The organism is Pseudomonas sp. WS 5027 (assembly GCF_012985695.1).
GTDB classification, from domain to species: domain Bacteria; phylum Pseudomonadota; class Gammaproteobacteria; order Pseudomonadales; family Pseudomonadaceae; genus Aquipseudomonas; species Aquipseudomonas hygromyciniae.
Map to the genome: position 1 here is coordinate 104063 of NZ_JAAQWU010000005.1, position 18846 is coordinate 122908.

Annotated in this window: 17 protein-coding genes; 4 read left to right on the plus strand and 13 right to left on the minus strand. The window is 58.2% G+C overall.

Annotated features, from left to right (window positions below; all coding sequences use genetic code 11):
- Positions 1-41: 41 nt before the first annotated feature.
- Both HBO09_RS08500 and HBO09_RS08505 read left to right on the plus strand, forming a co-directional pair.
- Complete coding sequence (locus HBO09_RS08500) at positions 42-2579, plus strand: excinuclease ABC subunit UvrA (protein ID WP_169993070.1); 2538 nt, start codon at positions 42-44, stop codon at positions 2577-2579.
- Positions 2580-2657: 78 nt separating this feature from the next.
- Complete coding sequence (locus HBO09_RS08505) at positions 2658-2879, plus strand: YdcH family protein (protein WP_169993068.1); 222 nt, start codon at positions 2658-2660, stop codon at positions 2877-2879.
- A gap of 80 nt (positions 2880-2959) precedes the next feature.
- Here HBO09_RS08505 and solA read toward each other — a convergent pair whose 3' ends face one another.
- From solA to HBO09_RS08545, 7 genes are all read right to left on the minus strand, one after another.
- Positions 2960-4114, minus strand: coding sequence for an N-methyl-L-tryptophan oxidase (gene solA, locus HBO09_RS08510; RefSeq protein ID WP_169993066.1), 1155 nt, complete (start codon positions 4112-4114; stop codon positions 2960-2962).
- Entirely contained in the window at positions 4111-5025 is a 915-nt protein-coding gene (locus tag HBO09_RS08515) for a rarD protein (protein ID WP_169993064.1), read from the minus strand. The genes solA and HBO09_RS08515 overlap by 4 nt, the downstream gene beginning before the upstream one ends.
- Positions 5022-5885, minus strand: coding sequence for a methyltransferase (locus tag HBO09_RS08520; protein WP_169993062.1), 864 nt, complete (start codon positions 5883-5885; stop codon positions 5022-5024). The genes HBO09_RS08515 and HBO09_RS08520 overlap by 4 nt, the downstream gene beginning before the upstream one ends.
- A gap of 207 nt (positions 5886-6092) precedes the next feature.
- A complete protein-coding gene (locus tag HBO09_RS08530) occupies positions 6093-6701 on the minus strand; it encodes an NAD(P)-binding domain-containing protein (RefSeq protein WP_169993059.1) in 609 nt (202 codons plus the stop codon).
- A 480-nt stretch (positions 6702-7181) separates the two neighbouring features.
- Positions 7182-8552 (minus strand): VOC family protein, encoded by a 1371-nt coding sequence (locus HBO09_RS08535; RefSeq protein ID WP_169993057.1) that lies wholly within the window; start codon positions 8550-8552, stop codon positions 7182-7184.
- Positions 8553-8731: 179 nt separating this feature from the next.
- The gene (locus HBO09_RS08540; protein ID WP_029293699.1) at positions 8732-9046 is read right to left on the minus strand and encodes an SCP2 sterol-binding domain-containing protein; all 315 of its coding nucleotides are present in this window, start codon (positions 9044-9046) and stop codon (positions 8732-8734) included.
- Positions 9047-9102: 56 nt separating this feature from the next.
- Positions 9103-9813 (minus strand): histidine phosphatase family protein, encoded by a 711-nt coding sequence (locus tag HBO09_RS08545; protein ID WP_169993055.1) that lies wholly within the window; start codon positions 9811-9813, stop codon positions 9103-9105.
- 193 nt (positions 9814-10006) lie between these two features.
- On the opposite strand from HBO09_RS08545, the gene sohB reads away from it, so the two are divergent.
- The gene (sohB, locus tag HBO09_RS08550; protein WP_169993053.1) at positions 10007-11029 is read left to right on the plus strand and encodes a protease SohB; all 1023 of its coding nucleotides are present in this window, start codon (positions 10007-10009) and stop codon (positions 11027-11029) included.
- Between the two features lie 73 nt (positions 11030-11102).
- Here the strand turns inward: sohB and HBO09_RS08555 are convergent, their stop codons facing one another.
- Positions 11103-12644 (minus strand): MFS transporter, encoded by a 1542-nt coding sequence (locus HBO09_RS08555; RefSeq protein WP_169993051.1) that lies wholly within the window; start codon positions 12642-12644, stop codon positions 11103-11105.
- Positions 12645-12794: 150 nt separating this feature from the next.
- Here HBO09_RS08555 and HBO09_RS08560 point away from each other — a divergent pair, with 150 nt between their 5' ends.
- A complete protein-coding gene (locus HBO09_RS08560; protein ID WP_169993049.1) occupies positions 12795-13670 on the plus strand; it encodes a LysR substrate-binding domain-containing protein in 876 nt (291 codons plus the stop codon).
- A 261-nt stretch (positions 13671-13931) separates the two neighbouring features.
- Here HBO09_RS08560 and dhaL read toward each other — a convergent pair whose 3' ends face one another.
- The 5 genes from dhaL to HBO09_RS08585 form a co-directional block, all read right to left on the minus strand.
- Positions 13932-14579: a dihydroxyacetone kinase subunit DhaL gene (dhaL, locus tag HBO09_RS08565; RefSeq protein ID WP_169993047.1), complete on the minus strand. Its 648-nt coding sequence runs from the start codon at positions 14577-14579 to the stop codon at positions 13932-13934.
- Between the two features lie 3 nt (positions 14580-14582).
- Entirely contained in the window at positions 14583-15584 is a 1002-nt protein-coding gene (locus HBO09_RS08570; protein ID WP_169993045.1) for a dihydroxyacetone kinase subunit DhaK, read from the minus strand.
- 156 nt (positions 15585-15740) lie between these two features.
- Complete coding sequence (locus HBO09_RS08575; protein WP_169993043.1) at positions 15741-16856, minus strand: alcohol dehydrogenase catalytic domain-containing protein; 1116 nt, start codon at positions 16854-16856, stop codon at positions 15741-15743.
- A gap of 26 nt (positions 16857-16882) precedes the next feature.
- Positions 16883-17638, minus strand: coding sequence for an SDR family oxidoreductase (locus HBO09_RS08580; RefSeq protein ID WP_169993041.1), 756 nt, complete (start codon positions 17636-17638; stop codon positions 16883-16885).
- A 156-nt stretch (positions 17639-17794) separates the two neighbouring features.
- The gene (locus HBO09_RS08585) at positions 17795-18802 is read right to left on the minus strand and encodes a substrate-binding domain-containing protein (protein ID WP_169993039.1); all 1008 of its coding nucleotides are present in this window, start codon (positions 18800-18802) and stop codon (positions 17795-17797) included.
- Positions 18803-18846: the final 44 nt, after the last annotated feature.

Below are 18846 nucleotides of genomic sequence, written 5' to 3' on the forward strand. Positions count from 1 at the left end.
TGGCTCCACCGCAGGACCTGCCACCCTTTACAAGGCTGACCATGACTTCACCGCGCCACTTGCCATCAGGCACCGATCTTCTTGCCGCGCGACCCGGTTTTGTCCGGGTGCGGGGCGCCCGTGAACATAACCTGCGCAATGTCGATGTGGACATCCCACGGGATGCCCTGGTGGTGTTCACCGGGGTGTCGGGGTCGGGCAAGTCGTCCCTGGCGTTTTCCACCCTGTATGCCGAGGCGCAACGGCGCTACTTCGAGTCGGTGGCACCCTATGCCCGGCGCCTGATCGACCAGGTGGGTGTGCCGGATGTGGACTCCATCGAAGGCCTGCCGCCCGCCGTGGCATTGCAACAGCAGCGGGGTACGCCGAGTACGCGCTCATCGGTGGGCAGTGTGACCACCTTGTCCAGCCTGATCCGCATGCTCTATTCCCGTGCCGGCAGCTATCCGCCGGGGCAGCCGATGCTCTACGCCGAGGACTTCTCGCCCAACCTGCCCCAGGGCGCCTGCCCGCAGTGTCACGGCCTGGGCCGCGTGTATGAAGTGACCGAGGCGCTGATGGTGCCTGATCCCTCCCTGACCATTCGCCAGCGTGCAGTCGCCTCCTGGCCACTGGCCTGGCAGGGGCAAAACCTGCGGGACATCCTCGTGACCCTGGGCTACGACGTCGATATCCCTTGGCGCGATCTGCCGAAAAAGCAGCGCGACTGGATCCTCTTCACCGAGGAAACACCCACGGTCCCGGTATACGCCGGCTTGACCCCGGCGCAGACCCGCGACGCCCTCAAGCGCAAGCTCGAACCCAGTTACCAGGGCACCTTCAGCGGCGCCCGGCGCTACATCCTGCATACCTTCACCCACACCCAGAGCGCGCTGATGAAAAAGCGCGTCGCGCAATTCATGCAAGGCAGCCCTTGCCCCCTGTGCGAGGGCAAGCGCCTGAACAAGGCGGCGCTGTCGGTGAAGTTCGCCGGGGTGGATATTGGCGAGTTGTCACAGCTGTCGCTGTTGCAACTGGCGCAACTGCTGCGCCCGGTGGCCGAGGGCAAGGGGCGGGTAAAACTGTCGGTGGAAAAACGCCTGGCCGCCCAACGCATCGCCCAGGATTTGCTGGAGCGGGTCAGCACCCTGACCGACCTGGGCCTGGGCTACCTGTCCCTGGAGCGCAGTACGCCGACCCTGTCCTCTGGGGAGTTGCAGCGCCTGCGCCTGGCGACACAATTGGGCTCGCAGTTGTTCGGGGTGATCTACGTGCTGGATGAACCGTCGGCCGGCTTGCATCCGGCGGATGGCGAAGCCTTGTTCACCGCCCTCGAGCGCCTGAAAGCCGCCGGCAACTCGCTGTTTGTGGTGGAACATGACCTGGAAACCATGCGCCGCGCCGACTGGCTGATCGACGTCGGCCCGGCCGCCGGCGAGCAGGGCGGCCAGGTACTGTACAGCGGCCCACCGGCAGGCCTGGCACAGGTTGAAGCGTCACAGACCCGCGAATACCTGTTTGCCGAGCCGCGTGCGCTGAACTCTTCGCGTCGTGCGCCGAACGGCTGGCTCAGCCTGGAAGGGGTCAGCCGCAATAATCTTGACGAGGTGAGCGTGGACTTCCCCCTGGGCTGTTTTACTGCGGTGACGGGGATTTCCGGCTCGGGTAAATCCAGCCTGGTCAGCCAGGCCCTGCTGGACCTGGTCGGTGAGGGCCTGGGGCGGGTGGTGGTCAGCGAAGATGAGCCCGACCTGCAAGACCCGACACCGCAAACCAGCGGTGGGCGCATCCGCACCGGCCTGGAGCAGATCCGCCGCTTGGTACAGGTGGACCAGAAACCCATCGGCCGCACCCCACGTTCCAACCTCGCGACCTATACCGGCCTGTTCGATAACGTGCGCAAGCTGTTCGCCGCCACCCCGGCGGCGAAAAAACACCACTACGATGCCGGGCAGTTCTCCTTCAACGTCGCCAAGGGCCGCTGCCCGAACTGCGAGGGCGAGGGCTTTGTCAGCGTCGAATTGCTGTTTATGCCCAGCGTCTACGCTCCATGCCCGACCTGCCACGGCGCGCGTTACAACCCTCAGACCCTGGCGATTACCTGGCAGGGCCTGAACATTGCCCAGGTGCTGGCTTTGACGGTCGAACAGGCGGTGGACGTGTTCGCCGAACAGCCGGGCGTACTGCGCGCGTTGCAGGTCCTGCGCGACATTGGCCTGGGCTACCTGCGCCTGGGCCAGCCGGCCACCGAATTGTCCGGCGGTGAGGCCCAGCGCATCAAACTGGCCACCGAACTGCAACGCACCGCTCGGGGCGCGACCTTATACGTCCTCGACGAGCCCACCACCGGCCTGCACCCCCGTGACGTCGACCGCCTGCTGCTACAACTCAACCATCTGGTGGACGCCGGCCACACGGTGATCGTGGTCGAACACGAAATGCGCGTGGTGGCCCAGAGCGACTGGGTCATCGACATCGGCCCAGGCGCTGGCGACCAGGGCGGCCAAGTCGTCGCCAGCGGCACGCCCCAACACGTCGCCCAAAGCAAAACCAGCCGCACCGCACCGTTCCTCGCCCGCGAACTGGGCCCGGGGAATTGACCTTGGGCATGACAAGAGACCCATGGATGGGCTAGCTTCAAGGTGTACCAGTCATTGATTAACTTGCGGAGGTACTTCATGCCAGTGAAACATGATCTTTATCAGGATTTGGGGTTGAGCAAGGACGTCGTCGAAAAACGCCGGGCGGAGAATCCTCACTTGAACGCGTTGCTTGATAAATACAAGGATATCGATGAGCTGGTGTTGGCCGCCGAAAAAGCCGCCGTCAAAGATGATGAATTGAAGAAACTGAAGGAGAGGCGCTTGTTGATCAAGGATGAAATTTCCCAGTTGCTTTGATAAGTGAAGTTTGGAGTAGGTCAGGGGGCGAGGATCTCGCTCCTTGACAGCTTACTATTTTGCAATAACTGTAGTGTTTTTTAGTTTCGAAAGCGTGCTGGGGAAAACTCTGAAATTGAGACGATTGGATTCTGTCTGTCGACCAAGTGTGCAAGAGCGTCGCCTACGGCAGGTGCAAATTTAAAGCCATGTCCTGAACATGCGGATGCAAAATATACCGAGTTAAAGTTTGTGGATGCGCCGATCAAAAAAGATTCATCCTTGCTCATGGTATAGAAGCAATTCTTTGCTCGTGCTGGTAGATGTTCAAGGTCAGGCAGGAGGGGACTGACCATAGAAGATACTTCTTCCTCCATTTGCTGCGAAACTTGAAATTCCATCCAGGAAGGAGATGTCGGGGTTTGTTGTCGATTATGAAACCCTATTTTTACACCAGGTTCATTGCTGATAATAGAGGGTACTCCATACAGCAGTTGCCCAAGTGCGGATTCGTAGAGAAAGACTGGAAACTTTCCAGGAGAAAAAATATTTTCAGATCCTACTTTGGGGGTGAACCAATAAACAGGTACCTTTCTGGTCTCCAGATAAAGTTTTAGCTCGGGTAGCAGGTGCTCGGTAATCCAAGGGCCGGTCGTGACAATGACCGATTTTGCCGTATAAGATTTACCACTTTTGGTTTTCAGTATTGCGCCCAGGGCATGATTTTCTACAGAAACGATACTTTCACCAAATATTGTTACAGCGCCTTGATGCACAGCCTCATTTAACATGGTTAACCTGGCATCGCAGGCGGAAATTGCGTAGGCGCCAGGTTCATACAGAGCTTCAAACTCAGGGGGTATATTGAATGCTGGAGCATATTGATTGACTTTTTCTGAGGTCAATAATTTGTGCGGTATTTTTGAGTTCTTTGCTGTTTCGGTGCTCCCCCTCACCAAGCGGCTGTCGCTGTGTCCAATAAAAATACCGCCAGTTTTAAATAAGAGTTTTCTTTGTGCTACGGCCTCCAATTCACGCCATAGTGTATCTGCATGGTTGAGAAGAGGAAGGTATTTTTCTCCTTCCCAATAAGCACGGCGAAAAATTCTTGAACTACCATGAGACGATCCGAAGCAGTGAGTAGGCCCGCTAGCATCGACTCCAAGTACTCGTTTACCTTTCGATGCCAATCGCCACAACGCTGACGCTCCAAAAATCCCAAGACCGACGACGATTACGTCATAGTTACTCTTCATTTAGCTGAGCTCCTTTTTCGAGAGCGAGTGCCTGCGCACTCGTAAAAAAATATTGAAATCAATATACCAAGCGTCGCCACAAACAAAGATAGGGATCCTATTGAAATAGGTTGCTTGTAAAAAAATATGGCAACAAATAGTTGTGTGATAGGTAGTGTGAACTGGAGAAAGCCAGTCGTGGCGAGAGGCAGCTTTTTTACTGCATAAGAGAACATTGCTAAAGGAAGAACTGAGATGGACCCGGCAAAGAAAATTAACCATCTAAAACGATATGTAGTGTTTTCGGGCCACGCAAGTGACCAGTCAAGTATAATCCATGCTGATAAGACTCCGGCACTCAGTATCAGGGTTTCTATTAAAAGTCCATTTATAGGGTCTAATGAGCTGGATTTTTTTGTGCAGGTGTATAAGCCCCAGGATATTGCGATTGCTGAATATACCCAGTGATTGAGTTTGCTATCATATATAATTAGTAGCACGGCTGAGACAGATATGATGATGATTGACAGGGCTTGAGTGGTTCTAAGCGTTTCCTTGTAAATGATCACGCCTATACCTATTGATAGGAATGGGGCTAATAAGTAGCCGAACCCGCTTTCTAAAATGTGTCCATTTATCGAAGCCCAAATAAAAGCCCCCCAATTTATGGTCAGAAGTATGGATGCGCCGAAGTGTAGGCTGAGCATTTTTATTTTAAGTTTTTTAAGTTCTTGAGTTTTTTTTGTCCATAAAATAATAAGAGATAGAGTGATGAGGGAAAGCAATATCCGGGAGGCGATAAGTGTTAGCGGCGGGAAAGCGCTCAACTCCCGCCAGTAGAGTGATGAAAGCCCTAGGAGTATGTTTGCAGCGGCACCGCAAAAAAGTGCCCATATGTATGTGGCTAGGTAGAGCGATGAGAGGTTACTCATTTTTCAGGTGGTTGATGAGAAAATTCGATTATTTCGTACGACCAATATATATTTCCTTGTTTGTCAATTGTGTAATTCGCTAAGCCTTTTCTAGACCAGTCCTCAAACTCGGTTTTTAAATGCTTCTCGAGCTTCCGCCATTGGGCTGAATAATAAAGTAAGGGGAGTGTATGTCGCTCAATTAGTTTGAATTGTAGTAGTGGTGTTTTATTGTTATTGTATTTTCTGAGTATGTCGTCTATTCCTACTAGAGAGTTGAGGCCGACAATGGCTCTGCCGCCAATGCTAAGGTATGTAGGAAGGTCTTCGAGAAAGCGTGTTATGACGTCATCGCCATAAAACATTGCACGAGCAGAGAGCTCTCCTTTACGCTCTAAACTCTCTAGCATCTTGACCAATGAAGTGGATGGTGTGCGCCAGCCTGGAGGATTAAAAACAATGGTTTGAAATTTTTGTTGTGGGATTTTTTCGAAAAGATTGCTTGTGTGGAATGTGATTTCGCAGTTTTTGAAATTGATTTTTTCATGGTTTTTTGCTTGGTCAATAGATGTTCTGCATATGTCTGTTGCCATGATTTTTTTGTTGCCGAGTTTTCGCATCAATAATGCATGTGCGCCACTTCCTGTCCCAATATCCAGAAAGCTACCATTTAAGGTAGCGGCGTCTGATGTGCGGACCAGATAGTCACCAAGTTTTAAGCCCGCTAAGCTTATTTTGAATACATTGAATGCATTTAAAAAAACCAGTCTTTGTCCAAGGCCGAAATAGACTTCATAAGTAGAGGGTTGACTGTTTAAATAGTCAAACCCGCCATTGGGTTGAGACCAGCCAGGTACACCGTGATCAATAAGTCCTAACATGTATTTAACCCCTTTGGCCTATTGTTTTTGAGCGTGCACAAGCCTTGCTTAGGCCTTCTACGATAAGACTGCCTAATTGCTTCTGGTCAAAGTATTTGATCGCCTGCTCGGTGGTACCCTTGGGTGTCATTACAAGTTTGCAAATCTCAAGGGGGGAGTTTTTGTTTTCGGCTAGTAGAGTGGTGGTGCCTCGAATTGTTTGAATGGTTATAAATAACGCGTTTTTTTATCAAGGCCATTGCTTATTGCAAAGTTGAATAGGGCGGTCGCGAAATAGGCGACGTAGGCAGGGCCGCCACCGATTAATGCCGTGGCACTATCAATCAAGGACTCCTTCTTTAGAGTGAGACATTTTCCGAGGCTGGAAAATAATTGGTTGGTCAGTGTCCTGTTTGTATTCGTAATTTTTGTTGAGTAGTAACAAGCGGTCATTCCCTCTAGGTTTGCGCAGGAAATGTTCGGCATGGCACGGCAAATTTGTGTTGTGTAAATAGCTTTGTTTAGTGATGATATGGTAAGCCCAGCCATGACAGAGATCACAAGGCCTGAATATTTTTTTATGTGTTCGCAGTTTTTTGTGAAATCAAAAAATGCTTGGGGGGGAATGGCTAATAATAATATATTCGTATTTTTTAGCTCTGGCATGCTTTCCTGTGTGCATACTCCATCAATAGTGATAGTGGCGCGCCGTATGGGGTCAGGTTCGATTACAGTCATAAAAATATTAAGGTTGGAGTTCTTTAGCCCAAGAGCAAGGGCACTCCCCATATGTCCTGCCCCTACGATGACGATGCTTATTCTTGATGAAGTGTTCATAAAAGCCTCCAGGGTGAATAAGAGTCTCTATGTGTTAGCTGGTTTGATGAGCATCGTCTCGGATTGGATTTATATCAAATCATAAGCGTCCTAAATTGTCGTAGTACTTTTCCGCTTGCTCATATGTACGTATTAATGCATGGGGGATTAGCAGGTAACTATAAAAATCACTTTGCGGGGGAGTGACGACTAGGTGCGACGAGGCATAGATTCCGATGAGGTTTCCCCATGGCGGGCGAACTTGCTTGCGCTGCGCAGCAGCCCTAAAACATTCCAACGTGCAAGGGTTTGCTTTGCAACTTGACGCGGGCAAGCCCGCTCGCCACAAGGGGCAGGGCCGATCGGAGAGGCGCCATATTTGTTCAGAATTGACCAAAGGACAGCAACCCCTGCACTGCCTATTATCCCAACCGTTCGCCCGACCCTGGGGCACGTTGACTGCGCATGGATTGCGTTGTGGTGTCGGGCGAACTCTTTTTCCTAGCTGCGCAGCGCCTGCAGGCAGGTGTCGATCGAGCGCTGCTGGGTGTCGGCATACAGCTGCAACTCATCAATGGTCCGGCGGCCCAGGGCCTGTTCAAATTCGGCCTGGTTGGCGTTGGCCGCGTAGTGACTCTGCGCCGCATCGCCCAGGTTCGACTGGAAAATCCCCGCCGCGCTGACCGGCAGAAAATCCTCATACACCAACGGTTCGATTGCCACGTGACCGGCCTCAAGCAGTGCGTCCAGATTGGGTCGTGGGATCTTATCGGCTGCGCGGCCCTTGTCGGTCAGGAAGTAGCGAAAGAACGCCAACCCCTGCTCGCGCATGGCCCGGTGGTTATCCGGGAAGGCCTGGAAGTGCTGCTCCATCAGTTCGGTGTAGCGCTGGGCGTTGGCCTCATTGGGGAAGGCGCCCAGTTCATCCCGGGCGGCGTTGAGCAGCTGGTCGTAGAGTGCCCGGCCTTTGGGCGTCAGGGCCACGCCACGTTGTTCGATTTCACCAAACCTTGCGCTGTGGCTGCCGTTGGCATCGCTAAAAGCGATGGCTTCGTCGAGGGCCTTGAAGCTGGTCTGGCGTAGCAGGATCGGGCATTGGCGCCGGGGTGGGCCTTCGATCACGGCTTTGGGGGTGATGCCCTTACCGGGCATGTCCGCTTGTACGCGGTCGATGTCCAGGGTGCGTGGGGTCAGGTGATTGATGTGCGGGCCCTTGAAGGCCACCACGTCGGCAATCAGCCGGTGCTGGTCGCTGAGTTGCTGGTACTGGGCTGCGCTGACCGTCGCGGTGTGGTGCCAGCGAAAGGTTTCCAGGGCTTGTTGGATAAATACCTGGGCATCGCTGGCATTCAGGCCACCGTCGGCTTCGGCCTGTTCGATCAGGGCCAGCGCCCGTGGGGTGAAGATCGAGCGCTTGCCCAGGGCGGCTTCGGCAAAGGCCCGCAGTTCAAGGTTTTCGATCAGTTCCAGGCGCAGCAGCGAGGTAAAGACCCGGAACGGACTGGTCTGCAAGGCGTTTTCATGCACTGCGCGAAAGGCCGTGGAATGCACCGGTACGCCGGCCGGGGTGAGGTCGTAGTAACCCACCGGCTGCATGCCCATCACCGCAAACAGGCGACTAATGGTTGCCAGTTCAAGGGCGGTGCCCAGGCGGATGGCGCCGTGGCGTTCCATGTCCAGGCGCTGGATTTCACCGGTGCGCTGCAGTTGCCGCGCCAGGTCGGGATCGCTCGCCAGCACCCGTGCATTGGTCTCGGCCACCAACTCCAGCAACGTGCCATACAGCGGCACTTCCTCGCGGTACATGTCGGACATGGCCTTGGAGAAGTCTTTGCGGATGTCGTCGGGGCTGATATGGCGCTGGGTAGGCATAGAAAAATTCCTGGCTGCGATAACGGTGGTAGGGGCCGTGAGCCAGATTTTGTTGGGCGTTGCCCGTGGGCGCAAACGAAGATTCCTCTGGACTTCATTCTGCAAATGAATGAGCGCCACAGGCACAAACAAAAATCCCGCCTGGGTAGGCGGGATTGGTCAACCCAGGTTGCCCTGGATCAGGCCGGGAACAGTTCGCTAAGCTTCATCGCCAGCATCATGTCGCCTTCGGTGCGCAGCTTGCCGCCCATGAAGGCTTGCATGCCGTCGGTGGAACCGTCGACGATACCTTTCATGGTGTCGCCGTCCATGACCAGGGTCACTTGGGCGTCAGGGTTTTCGCCTTCCAGCAGTTCGCAGGTGTTGTTCTTAACCACCAGCGAGAAGTTCTGGGTGTCGTCGATACGGAAACCGAACACCAGGTCCAGGCCGTCGGCGGCGCCTGGGTTGAATTTGGCTTTCATTGCTTCTACGGCTTTAGCTACGTCAGTCATGGTTCGATCCTTTTATGGGTGGTGCCAGTGACCTTGGGGTCACGGTTGGCCGCAATTCATCGGAAAGTGATGAGCTGCGGCGCCTTCAACAGCTGCAAGTGGGTATGGCTGTTGAAGGAAGCCAGTGCCACTTCGCGACCACGGAACTTCAAGTGGTTGAGCGAAGTGTTGACAATCTGCCAGTTCAGCTCGAAAGCCTGGGCGGCAGGTATGCGGGTAATCAGGTGGAGCAGGGCGGTGATGGTGCCGCCAGAGGTAAATACCGCGATCTTGTGGGAGTTGTCGGCTGCCTCAAGCAGGCGCTGCAAGCCACCCCGCACCCGCTCGACAAACCCCAGCCAGCTTTCCAGGCCGGGTGTGTCATAAGTCCCGCTCAACCAGCGCTCGATGATCAGGGCGAAGATACGCTGGAACTCGCTACGGTTGTGCGGGGCGTTGCGCAGGATCTCCAGGGCTTCGGGCTCGCTGTCGAGCAGGTCTGGGAGCAGGGCGCGGATGATTGCGTCGGCATCGAATTCGTTGAAGGCGCTGTCGATTTCCAGGGGCGGTACCGGCAAGCCTTGGGCGCCGATGGATTCGAAGGCTGCGTTGGCGGTGTGCTGCTGGCGCCGCAGGTCGCCCGACACGCAGCGGTCGAACGTCAGGCCCAGATCCGCCAGGTGGCTGCCCAATACCTGTGCCTGCTGCACACCGACGGGCGACAGGACGTCATAGTCGTCTGCACCGAAGGAGGCTTGGCCATGTCGAATCAAATAGATGCTGCCCACGTCCGTTCACCCGGTACGTTGAAAGTCTGGCGAGGTTATGAGGATGCCGGGAAGCTGTCAATGAAAAAACATACGCTTGTTTTAAAAGCTCGTTAGAGGCCCGTTTCAAGGGGTTTCAGCTCTGGCTCAGCGGCAGTCCCATCGGTATGCTGGGGCAATCCGCGCCCGGCGCACCGTTTCTGTAAGGAGTCCCATGGAGTTTTTGGCTGAGTATGCAAGTTTTCTGGCTAAAACCGTCACGTTGGTCGTCGCCATTCTGGTGGTGCTGATCAGTTTTGCGGCGTTGCGCAGCAAGGGTCGGCGCAAGAATGCCGGGCAGTTGCAGGTCAGCAAGCTCAATGACTTCTACAAAGGCCTGCGCGAGCGCCTGGAGCAGACCCTGCTCGACAAGGATCAGCTCAAGGCCCTGCGCAAGTCCCAGGGCAAGGCCGAGAAAAAACACAAGAAAACCCCCGAGGCCAAGCCACGGGTGTTTGTCCTGGATTTTGATGGTGACATCAAGGCCTCGGCCACCGAGAGCCTGCGTCATGAAATCACCGCACTGCTGAGCCTGGCTACGCCCAAGGACGAAGTGGTCCTGCGCCTGGAAAGTGGCGGCGGCATGGTCCACAGCTATGGCCTGGCCTCATCGCAATTGGCGCGGATCCGCGAGGCGGGCGTGCCGTTGACGGTGTGCATCGATAAAGTCGCGGCCAGCGGCGGCTACATGATGGCGTGCATCGGCGAGAAGATCATCAGCGCGCCGTTTGCCATCCTCGGCTCGATTGGCGTGGTGGCCCAGTTGCCCAACGTCAACCGCCTGCTGAAAAAGCACGATATCGACTTCGAAGTGCTCACCGCTGGCGAGTACAAGCGCACCCTGACGGTGTTTGGCGAGAACACCGAGAAGGGCCGGGAGAAGTTCCAGGAAGACCTGGATATCACTCATCAACTGTTCAAGAACTTCGTGTCGCGCTATCGCCCTCAGTTGGCGATTGATGAAGTGGCTACCGGCGAAGTCTGGCTGGGCGTCGCGGCGCTGGACAAGCAACTGGTGGACGCGCTGCAGACCAGTGACGAATACCTGGCGACCAAGGCCAAGACCGCTGAACTGTTCCACCTGCACTATGCCGAGCGCAAAAGCCTGCAGGAGCGGGTGGGCCTGGCGGCCAGCGGCTCGGTGGACCGAGTGCTGCTGACCTGGTGGAGCCGCTTGACCCAGCAGCGCTTCTGGTAACACGGCCGCCTCTGTAGGAGCGAGCTTGCTCGCGAAGAACTCAAGACCAACGCGGTCATCCACCATACCCGCGTTACCGTTGACGACCTTCGCGAGCAAGCTCGCTCCTACAAGGTGTTGGAATCGGATGCCTCATCAGCAGGCCCACCACCAGCGCCCCCAGCAGGCTCAACAGCCCCGCCACCCACAATACCCGGCCAAACCCACCGACAAACGCCTGCCATGCCAACGGTTGCACCAGGCCCTGCGCCGATTGCGGCAGCAGCGCCATGGCCGCAGGCATGTCCCCGGCCACCACCCGCGAGGCAATCCCCGGTACCTGAGCCTGCCATTGCTCGCCAAGGCTGGCGTGCAGCAAATGCTCGCTATGGCTGGCCAGCAGCGCCCCGTATACCCCGATCGCCAACATGATCGCGCTGAAACGCATGGTGGTACTCATGCCCGAGGCCATGCCCGCTCGGTCCCTCGGTACGCAGGCCATGATGTTTTTCTGGGTATCGCCATTAAGCAGGCCGGCACCGGCGCCGGTCACTGCAATGGCCAAGGCAAACGGTAGATAACCGCCGACACTCACGGCCCAGGCGCTGAGCAGGTTGCCGCTGCCCACCAGGGCCAGCCCGGTCGCCATCAGGGTCGCGGGGGCGAAGCGGCTGGCCAGGCGTGCGCCGATACGCGGGCAAATCAGCATGGTCAGGGCAAACGGCAGCATGCCCAAACCTGAAGCAATCGCAGAAAATCCCAGGCCGTTTTGCAGGTAGAACGGCAGCAGCGTCATCATCACCTGGGCACACCCGGCATAGGCAAACATCCCCAGCAAAGCGCCGATAAACCGTGGGTACTGGAACAGTTGCAGGTCCACCATCGGTCGGTGTTGCAAGCGCTCCACCCACACAAACAGGCCCAACAGGAACGCGCCGCCGAGCAATCGCGCATAGGTCAACGGGTTGTCCCAGCCGATCCGGTTGGCTTCGATCAGGCCCCAGATCAGGCACAGCAGGCTGGCGCTGAAGGTCAGGCTGCCCCAAGGGTCGAGACGGGCCGATTGGCTGTCGCGTGATTCCGGGATGGCGTGCAGGACCAGCGCCAGCAATGCCAGGCCCACCGGTAGGTTGAGGTAGAAAATCCAGCGCCAACCCATGTAGTGGGTGATCAGGCCGCCGAGGGTCGGGGCGGCGGTCATCGCCACGCCCATGCAGGCGCCCCAGAACGCCCAGGCCTTGGCCCGTTCCAGTTCATCGTGAAAGGCATGGCCGATGGACGCCAGGGCCGAGGTCAGCAGCAACGCTGCACCGACCCCCTTCACGGCGCGGGCGATATCCAGCAGCAGCACGCTGGGGGCGGCGCCACAGCCCAGGGAGGCGAGGATAAAAATACCCAGGCCCCACACCAGGGTCTTCTTGCGGCCGAAGCGATCGGCGATGCTCCCGGCCGGCAGTAGCAGGGCGGCGAACGCCAGCATATAGGCGCTGACCACCCATTCGATATCGACGAAATTGGCCCCCAGGTCGCGGGCGATAGTCGGCAGGGTCACGGCGACAATATTGGTGTCGAGGACAATCAGCGAGCAGACCCCAGAAGCGGTCAACAGCGTAAGGCGTGGGCTGACCGGGCTCATGGCGTGATTACCTGGAAGGCAATAGGCAATGTGGGTTTGACGGGCATCGCAAGGACTCTCTACTGTGGGCGTCCTGTCAGCTTATCGTCGGCGCGCAGTGGTTCTGTTAGCCGAGGCCAAGCACATCATTACCTTTGAGCTAATCCTGCAATGGAAATACGGCATTTCCGCTACTTCCTGGCCGTTGCCCGGCACCGCAACTTCACGCGTGCCGCCGAACAGCTGGACATTGCCCCGCCCACCTTGAGTCGGCAGATCCAGGATATGGAACGCACCCTGGGCACCCGCCTGTTTATCCGGCGCCAGCGTGACGTCAGCCTGACAGAGGCGGGCAGCGCGCTGCAGGCCGAAGCCGAGGCCACCGTGCGCCAGTTCGAGTTTGCCCAGCGCAATGCCCAGCGCGCCGGGCGTGGCGAAATCGGCCATATCGAATTGGGCTATGTCGCGTCGGCGGTGTATTCGGGCGTGTTGCAACGCCAGGTGCAGGCATTTTGCGCGGAGTTTGCCGATGTCAGCCTCAGCGTGCGGGAAAGCCCCATGGCCCTGTTGCCGGGGCTGGTGGCCGAGGGGCGCTACGACATTGGCTATATTCGCTCACCGATGACCTTGCCCGACGGTGTGGAGGCGCTACGCCTGGGCAGCGAAGGTTTTGTCCTGGCGTTGCCCCAGGGTTCGTGGCTGTTGGGCTTGAAGGCAATCACCTGCGAGCATTTACAGAACGAGACCTTCATCCTGCCCGAGCAAATCAGCGGCACCTTGCAGGTGGCCGCGCAAGGTGGTTATGCCCCGCGCCTGGGGCCCCAGCCGGGAGGCCTGGTGGCGGTGATCGCCCTGGTGTCGCTGGGGCAGGGGGTGGCGGTGGTGCCGGAATCGGTGGTGGGGCATGTCAGCCTGCCGGGTGTGCAATATCGCCACATCCAGGGCAACGACGCGTCGTCGTGGCTGTCGCTGATTTACCGGCGCTTTGAAAAAGCCCCGGCGGTGGCGCGGTATATCCAGCACATCAAACACAACCCCACCCGGTAAGGGGCCCGTGGCGAGGGGGCTTGTCCCCCGCTGGGCTGCGCAGCAGCCCCAAAACCTGTCAGCGCGGTTTACCTGAATATTCGCAGCGTGTTTGTTGGGGCTGCTGCGCAGCCCAGCGGGGGACAAGCCCCCTCGCCACGGGTTTGGGTTCCCCCTTGGTTGAGCGTTATTAGCTAAAAGCTATGTTTTCAAGAACTTTGAAAGGGCAGGGTCTTGAAGTGGACTTGGCTTTCAAGGGCCTCATCGCCGGCAAGCCCGCTCCTACAGGGTCAGACGGGGTTGGATCGAGTCCGCCAGTTGCGTGAGGATCAGGCAGCAGGACACTGCGCCGGCATCCAGCACCCCCAGCGAGCGTTCGCCCAAGCGGCTGGCCCGGCCGATCTTGGCCACCAGGTCCTTGGTCGAGTCGCGCCCTTGTGAGGCTGCACTTTTCATCGCGTCCAGGGCATCACCGAAGGATGCGCCGCCTGCCTGCGCCCGTTCAAACGCCTCCACTGCCGGGATCAGGGTGTCCATCAAACACTTGTCGCCCACGCCGGCTTCGGTGATGTCCTGCAATGAGGTCAGGCCGCCGCGCAGTAAATGGGCGAAGGTGGCGGCATCAATGTTTTCGCTGCCGCGCACTTCGTCGGCCATGCCGATAAACAGGCTGCCATACAGCGGGCCCATAGAGCCGCCGATGCCCTCCATCAGGCTCAGGGTCAGTTCATCCAAGGCCTCGGCCAGGGTCAACTGCCGGCCTTCGAGGGTACGGCCGCAATGGGCGAAGCCCTTGGCCATATTGATGCCGTGGTCGCCATCGCCAATCGCGCCGTCGACTTCGCTGAGGTATTCACGGTTGGCGACGATCACACTCACCAAGTCAGTGACAATCGCGCTGCCGTCGTGGGTAGAGAAATGCTGGCTCATGGTTTATTCCGCCTGGGTCATGCCGATGGAGCGGCAAGGTTGGTCGATCAGGGTTTTCAGCTCGGCATCCAGGCCCAGCAGGGTCAGGGTCACGCCCATCATTTCCAGGGAGGTGAAGTAGTTGCCGACGTAGCAGCGATGGATCTTCAGGCCCTTGGCCTTGAGTTGGTTTTCGACTTCGGCGTAGAAAATGTACAGCTCCATCACCGGCGTCGCACCCAGCCCCGAGACCAGCACCACCACGCTGTCATCCTGGCTGAAATCCCGGTCGGCGAGGATCGGTGCCAGCATGCGCGCGGCCATGGCGGCGGCGGACTCGATCGGAATCACTTCGATGCCGGGTTCGCCGTGGTGGCCGATACCCAGCTCCATCTGGCCGTCCGGGATCTGGAAGTTCGGCTTGCCCACCGCCGCAATGGTGCAGGGCGTCAGGCCGATACCGATGGAGCGACAGTGATCGACGGCCTTCTGCGCGACGCGAATCACTCCATCCAGGTCATAGTGTTGTGCGGCGGCGGCACCGCCGATCTTCCACATGAAAATTTCCCCGGCCACCCCACGCCGCTTGGCGATATCGGCCTTGGGCGCCGATGCCACGTCATCGTTGGCGACCACGGTGCGGATCTGCATGTCTTTGCTGGCGGCCATTTTCATCGCTAGCTTCACGTTCATGTTGTCGCCGGCATAGTTGCCGTACAGGCAGGCCACGCCCGCGCCGTGATCGGCGGCGCGGAAGGCATCGAAAAAGCTTTTGGCGGTGGGCGAAGAGAAGATTTCGCCGACGGCCACGGCGTCCACCAGGCCGGGGCCCACGTAGCCGAGAAACGCCGGCTCATGGCCGGAGCCGCCGCCGGTGACGATGCCCACGCGGCCTGGGCCCGAGGGCTTGGCCTTGCTGATCACGCGGGGGTTGGTGTCGCTTTGGCGCAGTTCGGGATGGGCGACCAGAATGCCGCGCAGCATGTCCTCGACCACTTGGTCCGGATCGTTGATGACTCGATTCATAACGCGGGTTCCTGTTCTTGTTGTGAGCAACTAACTGTAGGAGCGAGCTTGCTCGCGAAAAACGTTAACGCTAACGCGGGCTACCTGGATGAGTGCGTCGCCCTCAGGTTTTTCGCGAGCAAGCTCGCTCCTACAGTAAAAAGCGGTTGGGGTGTTTTAGGGTTCGAGTACGACCTTCAAGGACTTGTCCCCGCGCTCCATCACCGCAAACGCTTCCTTGAAATCCGCCAGCGCAAACTTGTGGGTCACCACGTCGCGCATGTCGATCTTGCGCTTGCCGATAAAATCGATGGCCCGCGGGTACATGTAGGGGCCCAGGTGTGAACCGAGCACGTCCAGTTCCTTGCGGTCGCCAATGATCGACCAATCTACCGTGGCCTCGTCGTTGAACACGCTGAATTCGACGAAGCGCCCCAGCTTGCGCAGCATCGCCAGGCCCTGATTCACCGCCTTGTGGTGCCCGGTGGCTTCGATGTAAATGTCGCAGCCGTAACCGTCGGTGATTTCGCGGATTTTCGCCAGTACATCAACCTCGGCCGGGTTCCAGACCTCATCGGCGCCCATGCGCAGGGCCAGTTCGGCGCGTTCGGGTTTCATGTCGAGCACGATCAGGCGTTTGGGGTTGCGCATGCGCACCGCGCCGATGATGCCCAGGCCCAGGGTGCCGGCGCCGGCCACGACCACTACATCGTCGAAATCCACATTGGCCCGTTCGGCCGCGTGCAGCGAGCAGGCCAGGGGTTCGATCAGGATTGCCTCGTCCGGCGCGATGGAGTCCGGCACCTGGTGGATGATGCCTTCCTTGGTGAAAATCATGTACTGGGCCATGGCGCCCTGGACGTTGTTCTGGAACCCGTAGAGGTCGTGTTTCTGGCACATCCAATACTGGCCGTGGTTGCAGAAGCGGCAACCCCAGCACGGCACGATCTGCTCGGAAATCACCCGGTCGCCGACTTTCACTCCACGCTTCTCGGCACCCGGGCCCAGGGCGACTACGCGGCAGACAAACTCATGCCCGGGAATCATCGGCGGCTTTACGTAGCGCGGCTGCTCGGCGTCGCCCCAGAACGATGGTGCGCCGCGATAGGTCTTGATATCGCCCATGCAGATGCCACACAGCTCGACCTTGGTCAGAATCTCGTCGGGGCCGGGTGTGGGGACGTTGACGGTTTCCAGGCGATAGTCTTCCGGACCATGGCAGACCACGGCCTGCATGGTCTTGGGGATCACCGGGTGGAGTTGTTCGGCGGTACGTTCGGTAGCGGTGGACATGACAAACCTCACGACGAATAGATGGGTTACTGAATGCTGTAGCCGCCGTCGATCACCATATTGGCGCCGGTGACCATCTGGGCGGCATCGCTGAGCAGGTACAACGCCAGCCCGGCGATTTCATCGGGCTGGGCAAAACGGCCTGCAGGGATCTGCAATTTGGCCCGTTCGCCCACTTCGCCCGCCCAGGCTTTCTTGCCCAGGGCGGTTTCGACGATGGTGGGGGAGATGGCATTTACAGTGATGTGCGGTGCCCATTCCATGGCCAGGACCTTGGTCATGCCAACAATCGCGGCCTTGCTTGCGCAATAGGCCACATGCCGATCCAGGCCGATCACCGCGGCCTGGGACGCCAGGTTGACGATGCGCCCGCTGCCCTGGGCGAGCATGTGCCGGGCGCAGGCCTGGGCCACGAAGAAGCTGGCCTTGAGGTTGATATCCAGGGTGGTGTCCCAGGCGTTTTCGCTGACGTCGATGGCCTTGTCCAGCATCACCACGCCGGCGCTGTTGACCAGGTAGTCCAGGCGTTTGAAGTGCGCGAACACGTAGTCGATGCTGCTCTGCACCTGGTCGAGTTGGCGCAGGTCGACGGCAAGGCCGATATGCCCGTTGCCCAGGCTGGCGGCCACTTCAACCACGGCCGGATCGCGGTCGAGCAAGGCCACGCGGGCACCACGCTCCACCAGCAGGCTGGCGCACGCCAGACCAATCCCTGCGGCCCCGCCGGTGATCACGGCGCAACGGCCGCTGAGGTCGAAGGCTTGGTTCCAGAATCCAGACATTGGTTTAACTCCATTCTCTCAGTCGCTGGAGATTCAAATGTGGGAGCGGGCTTGCTCGCGAAGGCGGTGGGTCAGCCAACTGATGTGTCTTCTGACACACCGCCTTCGCGAGCAAGCCCGCTCCCACATTTGGATAGTATTTACGGGTCGGAACCGCTATTTAGTACCGCTGACCTGCCGATACAGCGCATCCGCATTCCCATTGGTCACCGGCACCCACGGCAGGATGTAGTTCTTCGCGGTGCCGTCGGCCCATTTCACGTCCTTGGCATAGCGCTCCCAAATCACCGACTTGGGTTTGTAGTCTTCGCCCGCCAGTTGCCGCAGGGCCACATCCAGTGCGCCCTGGGATTGAGCCTGGGCGTCTTGCAGGAAGGTGGTGACTTCATCTCTTTTGGCTGCCTGGATCGCATCGGGCATGCCGTCGATGGAGGTGACGGGCACGTCCTTGGACGTCAGGCCATGGGACTTGAGGGCCTGCACGGCGCCGAGGGCCATGTCGTCGTTTTGCGCGATTACCCCGTTGATGCCTTTGGGGTGGGCATTGAGCCAATCTTCAGTCAGGGTCAGGGCCTGGGCGCGGTCCCAGTTGGCGGTCTTTTTCTCGATGATCTTGATCCCGGGGTGTTTGCCCAGCACTTCCAGCTCGCCTTTTTCCCGGTCGATCTGCGCCGACTGGCCAATCGGGCCCTGGATGATCACCACATTGCCCTTGCCCTGGAGTTTGTCGACCATGGCCTGGGCCTGTAGGCGCCCGCCCTCGACATCATCGTTGCCCACGTACGGCACGCTGGCATCGGCGACCTTGGTGTTGGAGGCAATCACCACCACATCATTGGACATCGCCTGCTTCACGGTGCCAACGCCGGCCTTGGTGTCGATGGGCACAAAGAGGATCGCGTCGTAGCGCTGGGTCACCATGTTTTCGATCTGGTTGTTCTGGGTCAGCGCGTCATAGTTGCCGTCGAAGACGGTCAACTGCACGGTGCCGTCCTTGACCGCCGGGTGTTCTTTGAGCTCGCGTACCCAGTTCTGCATGAACTGGCCCTTGAGGCCGTACACGGCAGCGCCGACTTTGTAGGTCTTGCCATCGGCGGCCAGGGTGATGCTGCTGGCGAGCAGGCTGAGGGCCGCAACGGCGGCAAATGATGTAGCGAATTTCATGATGAGAACTCCGTTTATTGTTGTGGTCGTTCAGTTCGTTCAGA

What these genes read in the sequence shown, in the direction of transcription:
- HBO09_RS08585 (WP_169993039.1), bottom strand. Translation starts at nt 18,802, where the DNA reads ATGAAATTCGCTACATCATTTGCCGCCGTTGCGGCCCTCAGCCTGCTC.
- HBO09_RS08560 (WP_169993049.1), top strand. Translation starts at nt 12,795, where the DNA reads ATGGAAATACGGCATTTCCGCTACTTCCTGGCCGTTGCCCGGCACCGC.
- HBO09_RS08515 (WP_169993064.1), bottom strand. Translation starts at nt 5,025, where the DNA reads ATGAGTAACCTCTCATCGCTCTACCTAGCCACATACATATGGGCACTT.
- HBO09_RS08540 (WP_029293699.1), bottom strand. Translation starts at nt 9,046, where the DNA reads ATGACTGACGTAGCTAAAGCCGTAGAAGCAATGAAAGCCAAATTCAAC.
- dhaL (WP_169993047.1), bottom strand. Translation starts at nt 14,579, where the DNA reads ATGAGCCAGCATTTCTCTACCCACGACGGCAGCGCGATTGTCACTGAC.
- solA (WP_169993066.1), bottom strand. Translation starts at nt 4,114, where the DNA reads ATGAAGAGTAACTATGACGTAATCGTCGTCGGTCTTGGGATTTTTGGA.
- HBO09_RS08505 (WP_169993068.1), top strand. Translation starts at nt 2,658, where the DNA reads ATGCCAGTGAAACATGATCTTTATCAGGATTTGGGGTTGAGCAAGGAC.
- HBO09_RS08535 (WP_169993057.1), bottom strand. Translation starts at nt 8,552, where the DNA reads ATGCCTACCCAGCGCCATATCAGCCCCGACGACATCCGCAAAGACTTC.
- HBO09_RS08580 (WP_169993041.1), bottom strand. Translation starts at nt 17,638, where the DNA reads ATGTCTGGATTCTGGAACCAAGCCTTCGACCTCAGCGGCCGTTGCGCC.
- HBO09_RS08575 (WP_169993043.1), bottom strand. Translation starts at nt 16,856, where the DNA reads ATGTCCACCGCTACCGAACGTACCGCCGAACAACTCCACCCGGTGATC.
- sohB (WP_169993053.1), top strand. Translation starts at nt 10,007, where the DNA reads ATGGAGTTTTTGGCTGAGTATGCAAGTTTTCTGGCTAAAACCGTCACG.
- HBO09_RS08500 (WP_169993070.1), top strand. Translation starts at nt 42, where the DNA reads ATGACTTCACCGCGCCACTTGCCATCAGGCACCGATCTTCTTGCCGCG.
- HBO09_RS08570 (WP_169993045.1), bottom strand. Translation starts at nt 15,584, where the DNA reads ATGAATCGAGTCATCAACGATCCGGACCAAGTGGTCGAGGACATGCTG.
- HBO09_RS08530 (WP_169993059.1), bottom strand. Translation starts at nt 6,701, where the DNA reads ATGAACACTTCATCAAGAATAAGCATCGTCATCGTAGGGGCAGGACAT.
- HBO09_RS08555 (WP_169993051.1), bottom strand. Translation starts at nt 12,644, where the DNA reads ATGAGCCCGGTCAGCCCACGCCTTACGCTGTTGACCGCTTCTGGGGTC.
- HBO09_RS08520 (WP_169993062.1), bottom strand. Translation starts at nt 5,885, where the DNA reads ATGTTAGGACTTATTGATCACGGTGTACCTGGCTGGTCTCAACCCAAT.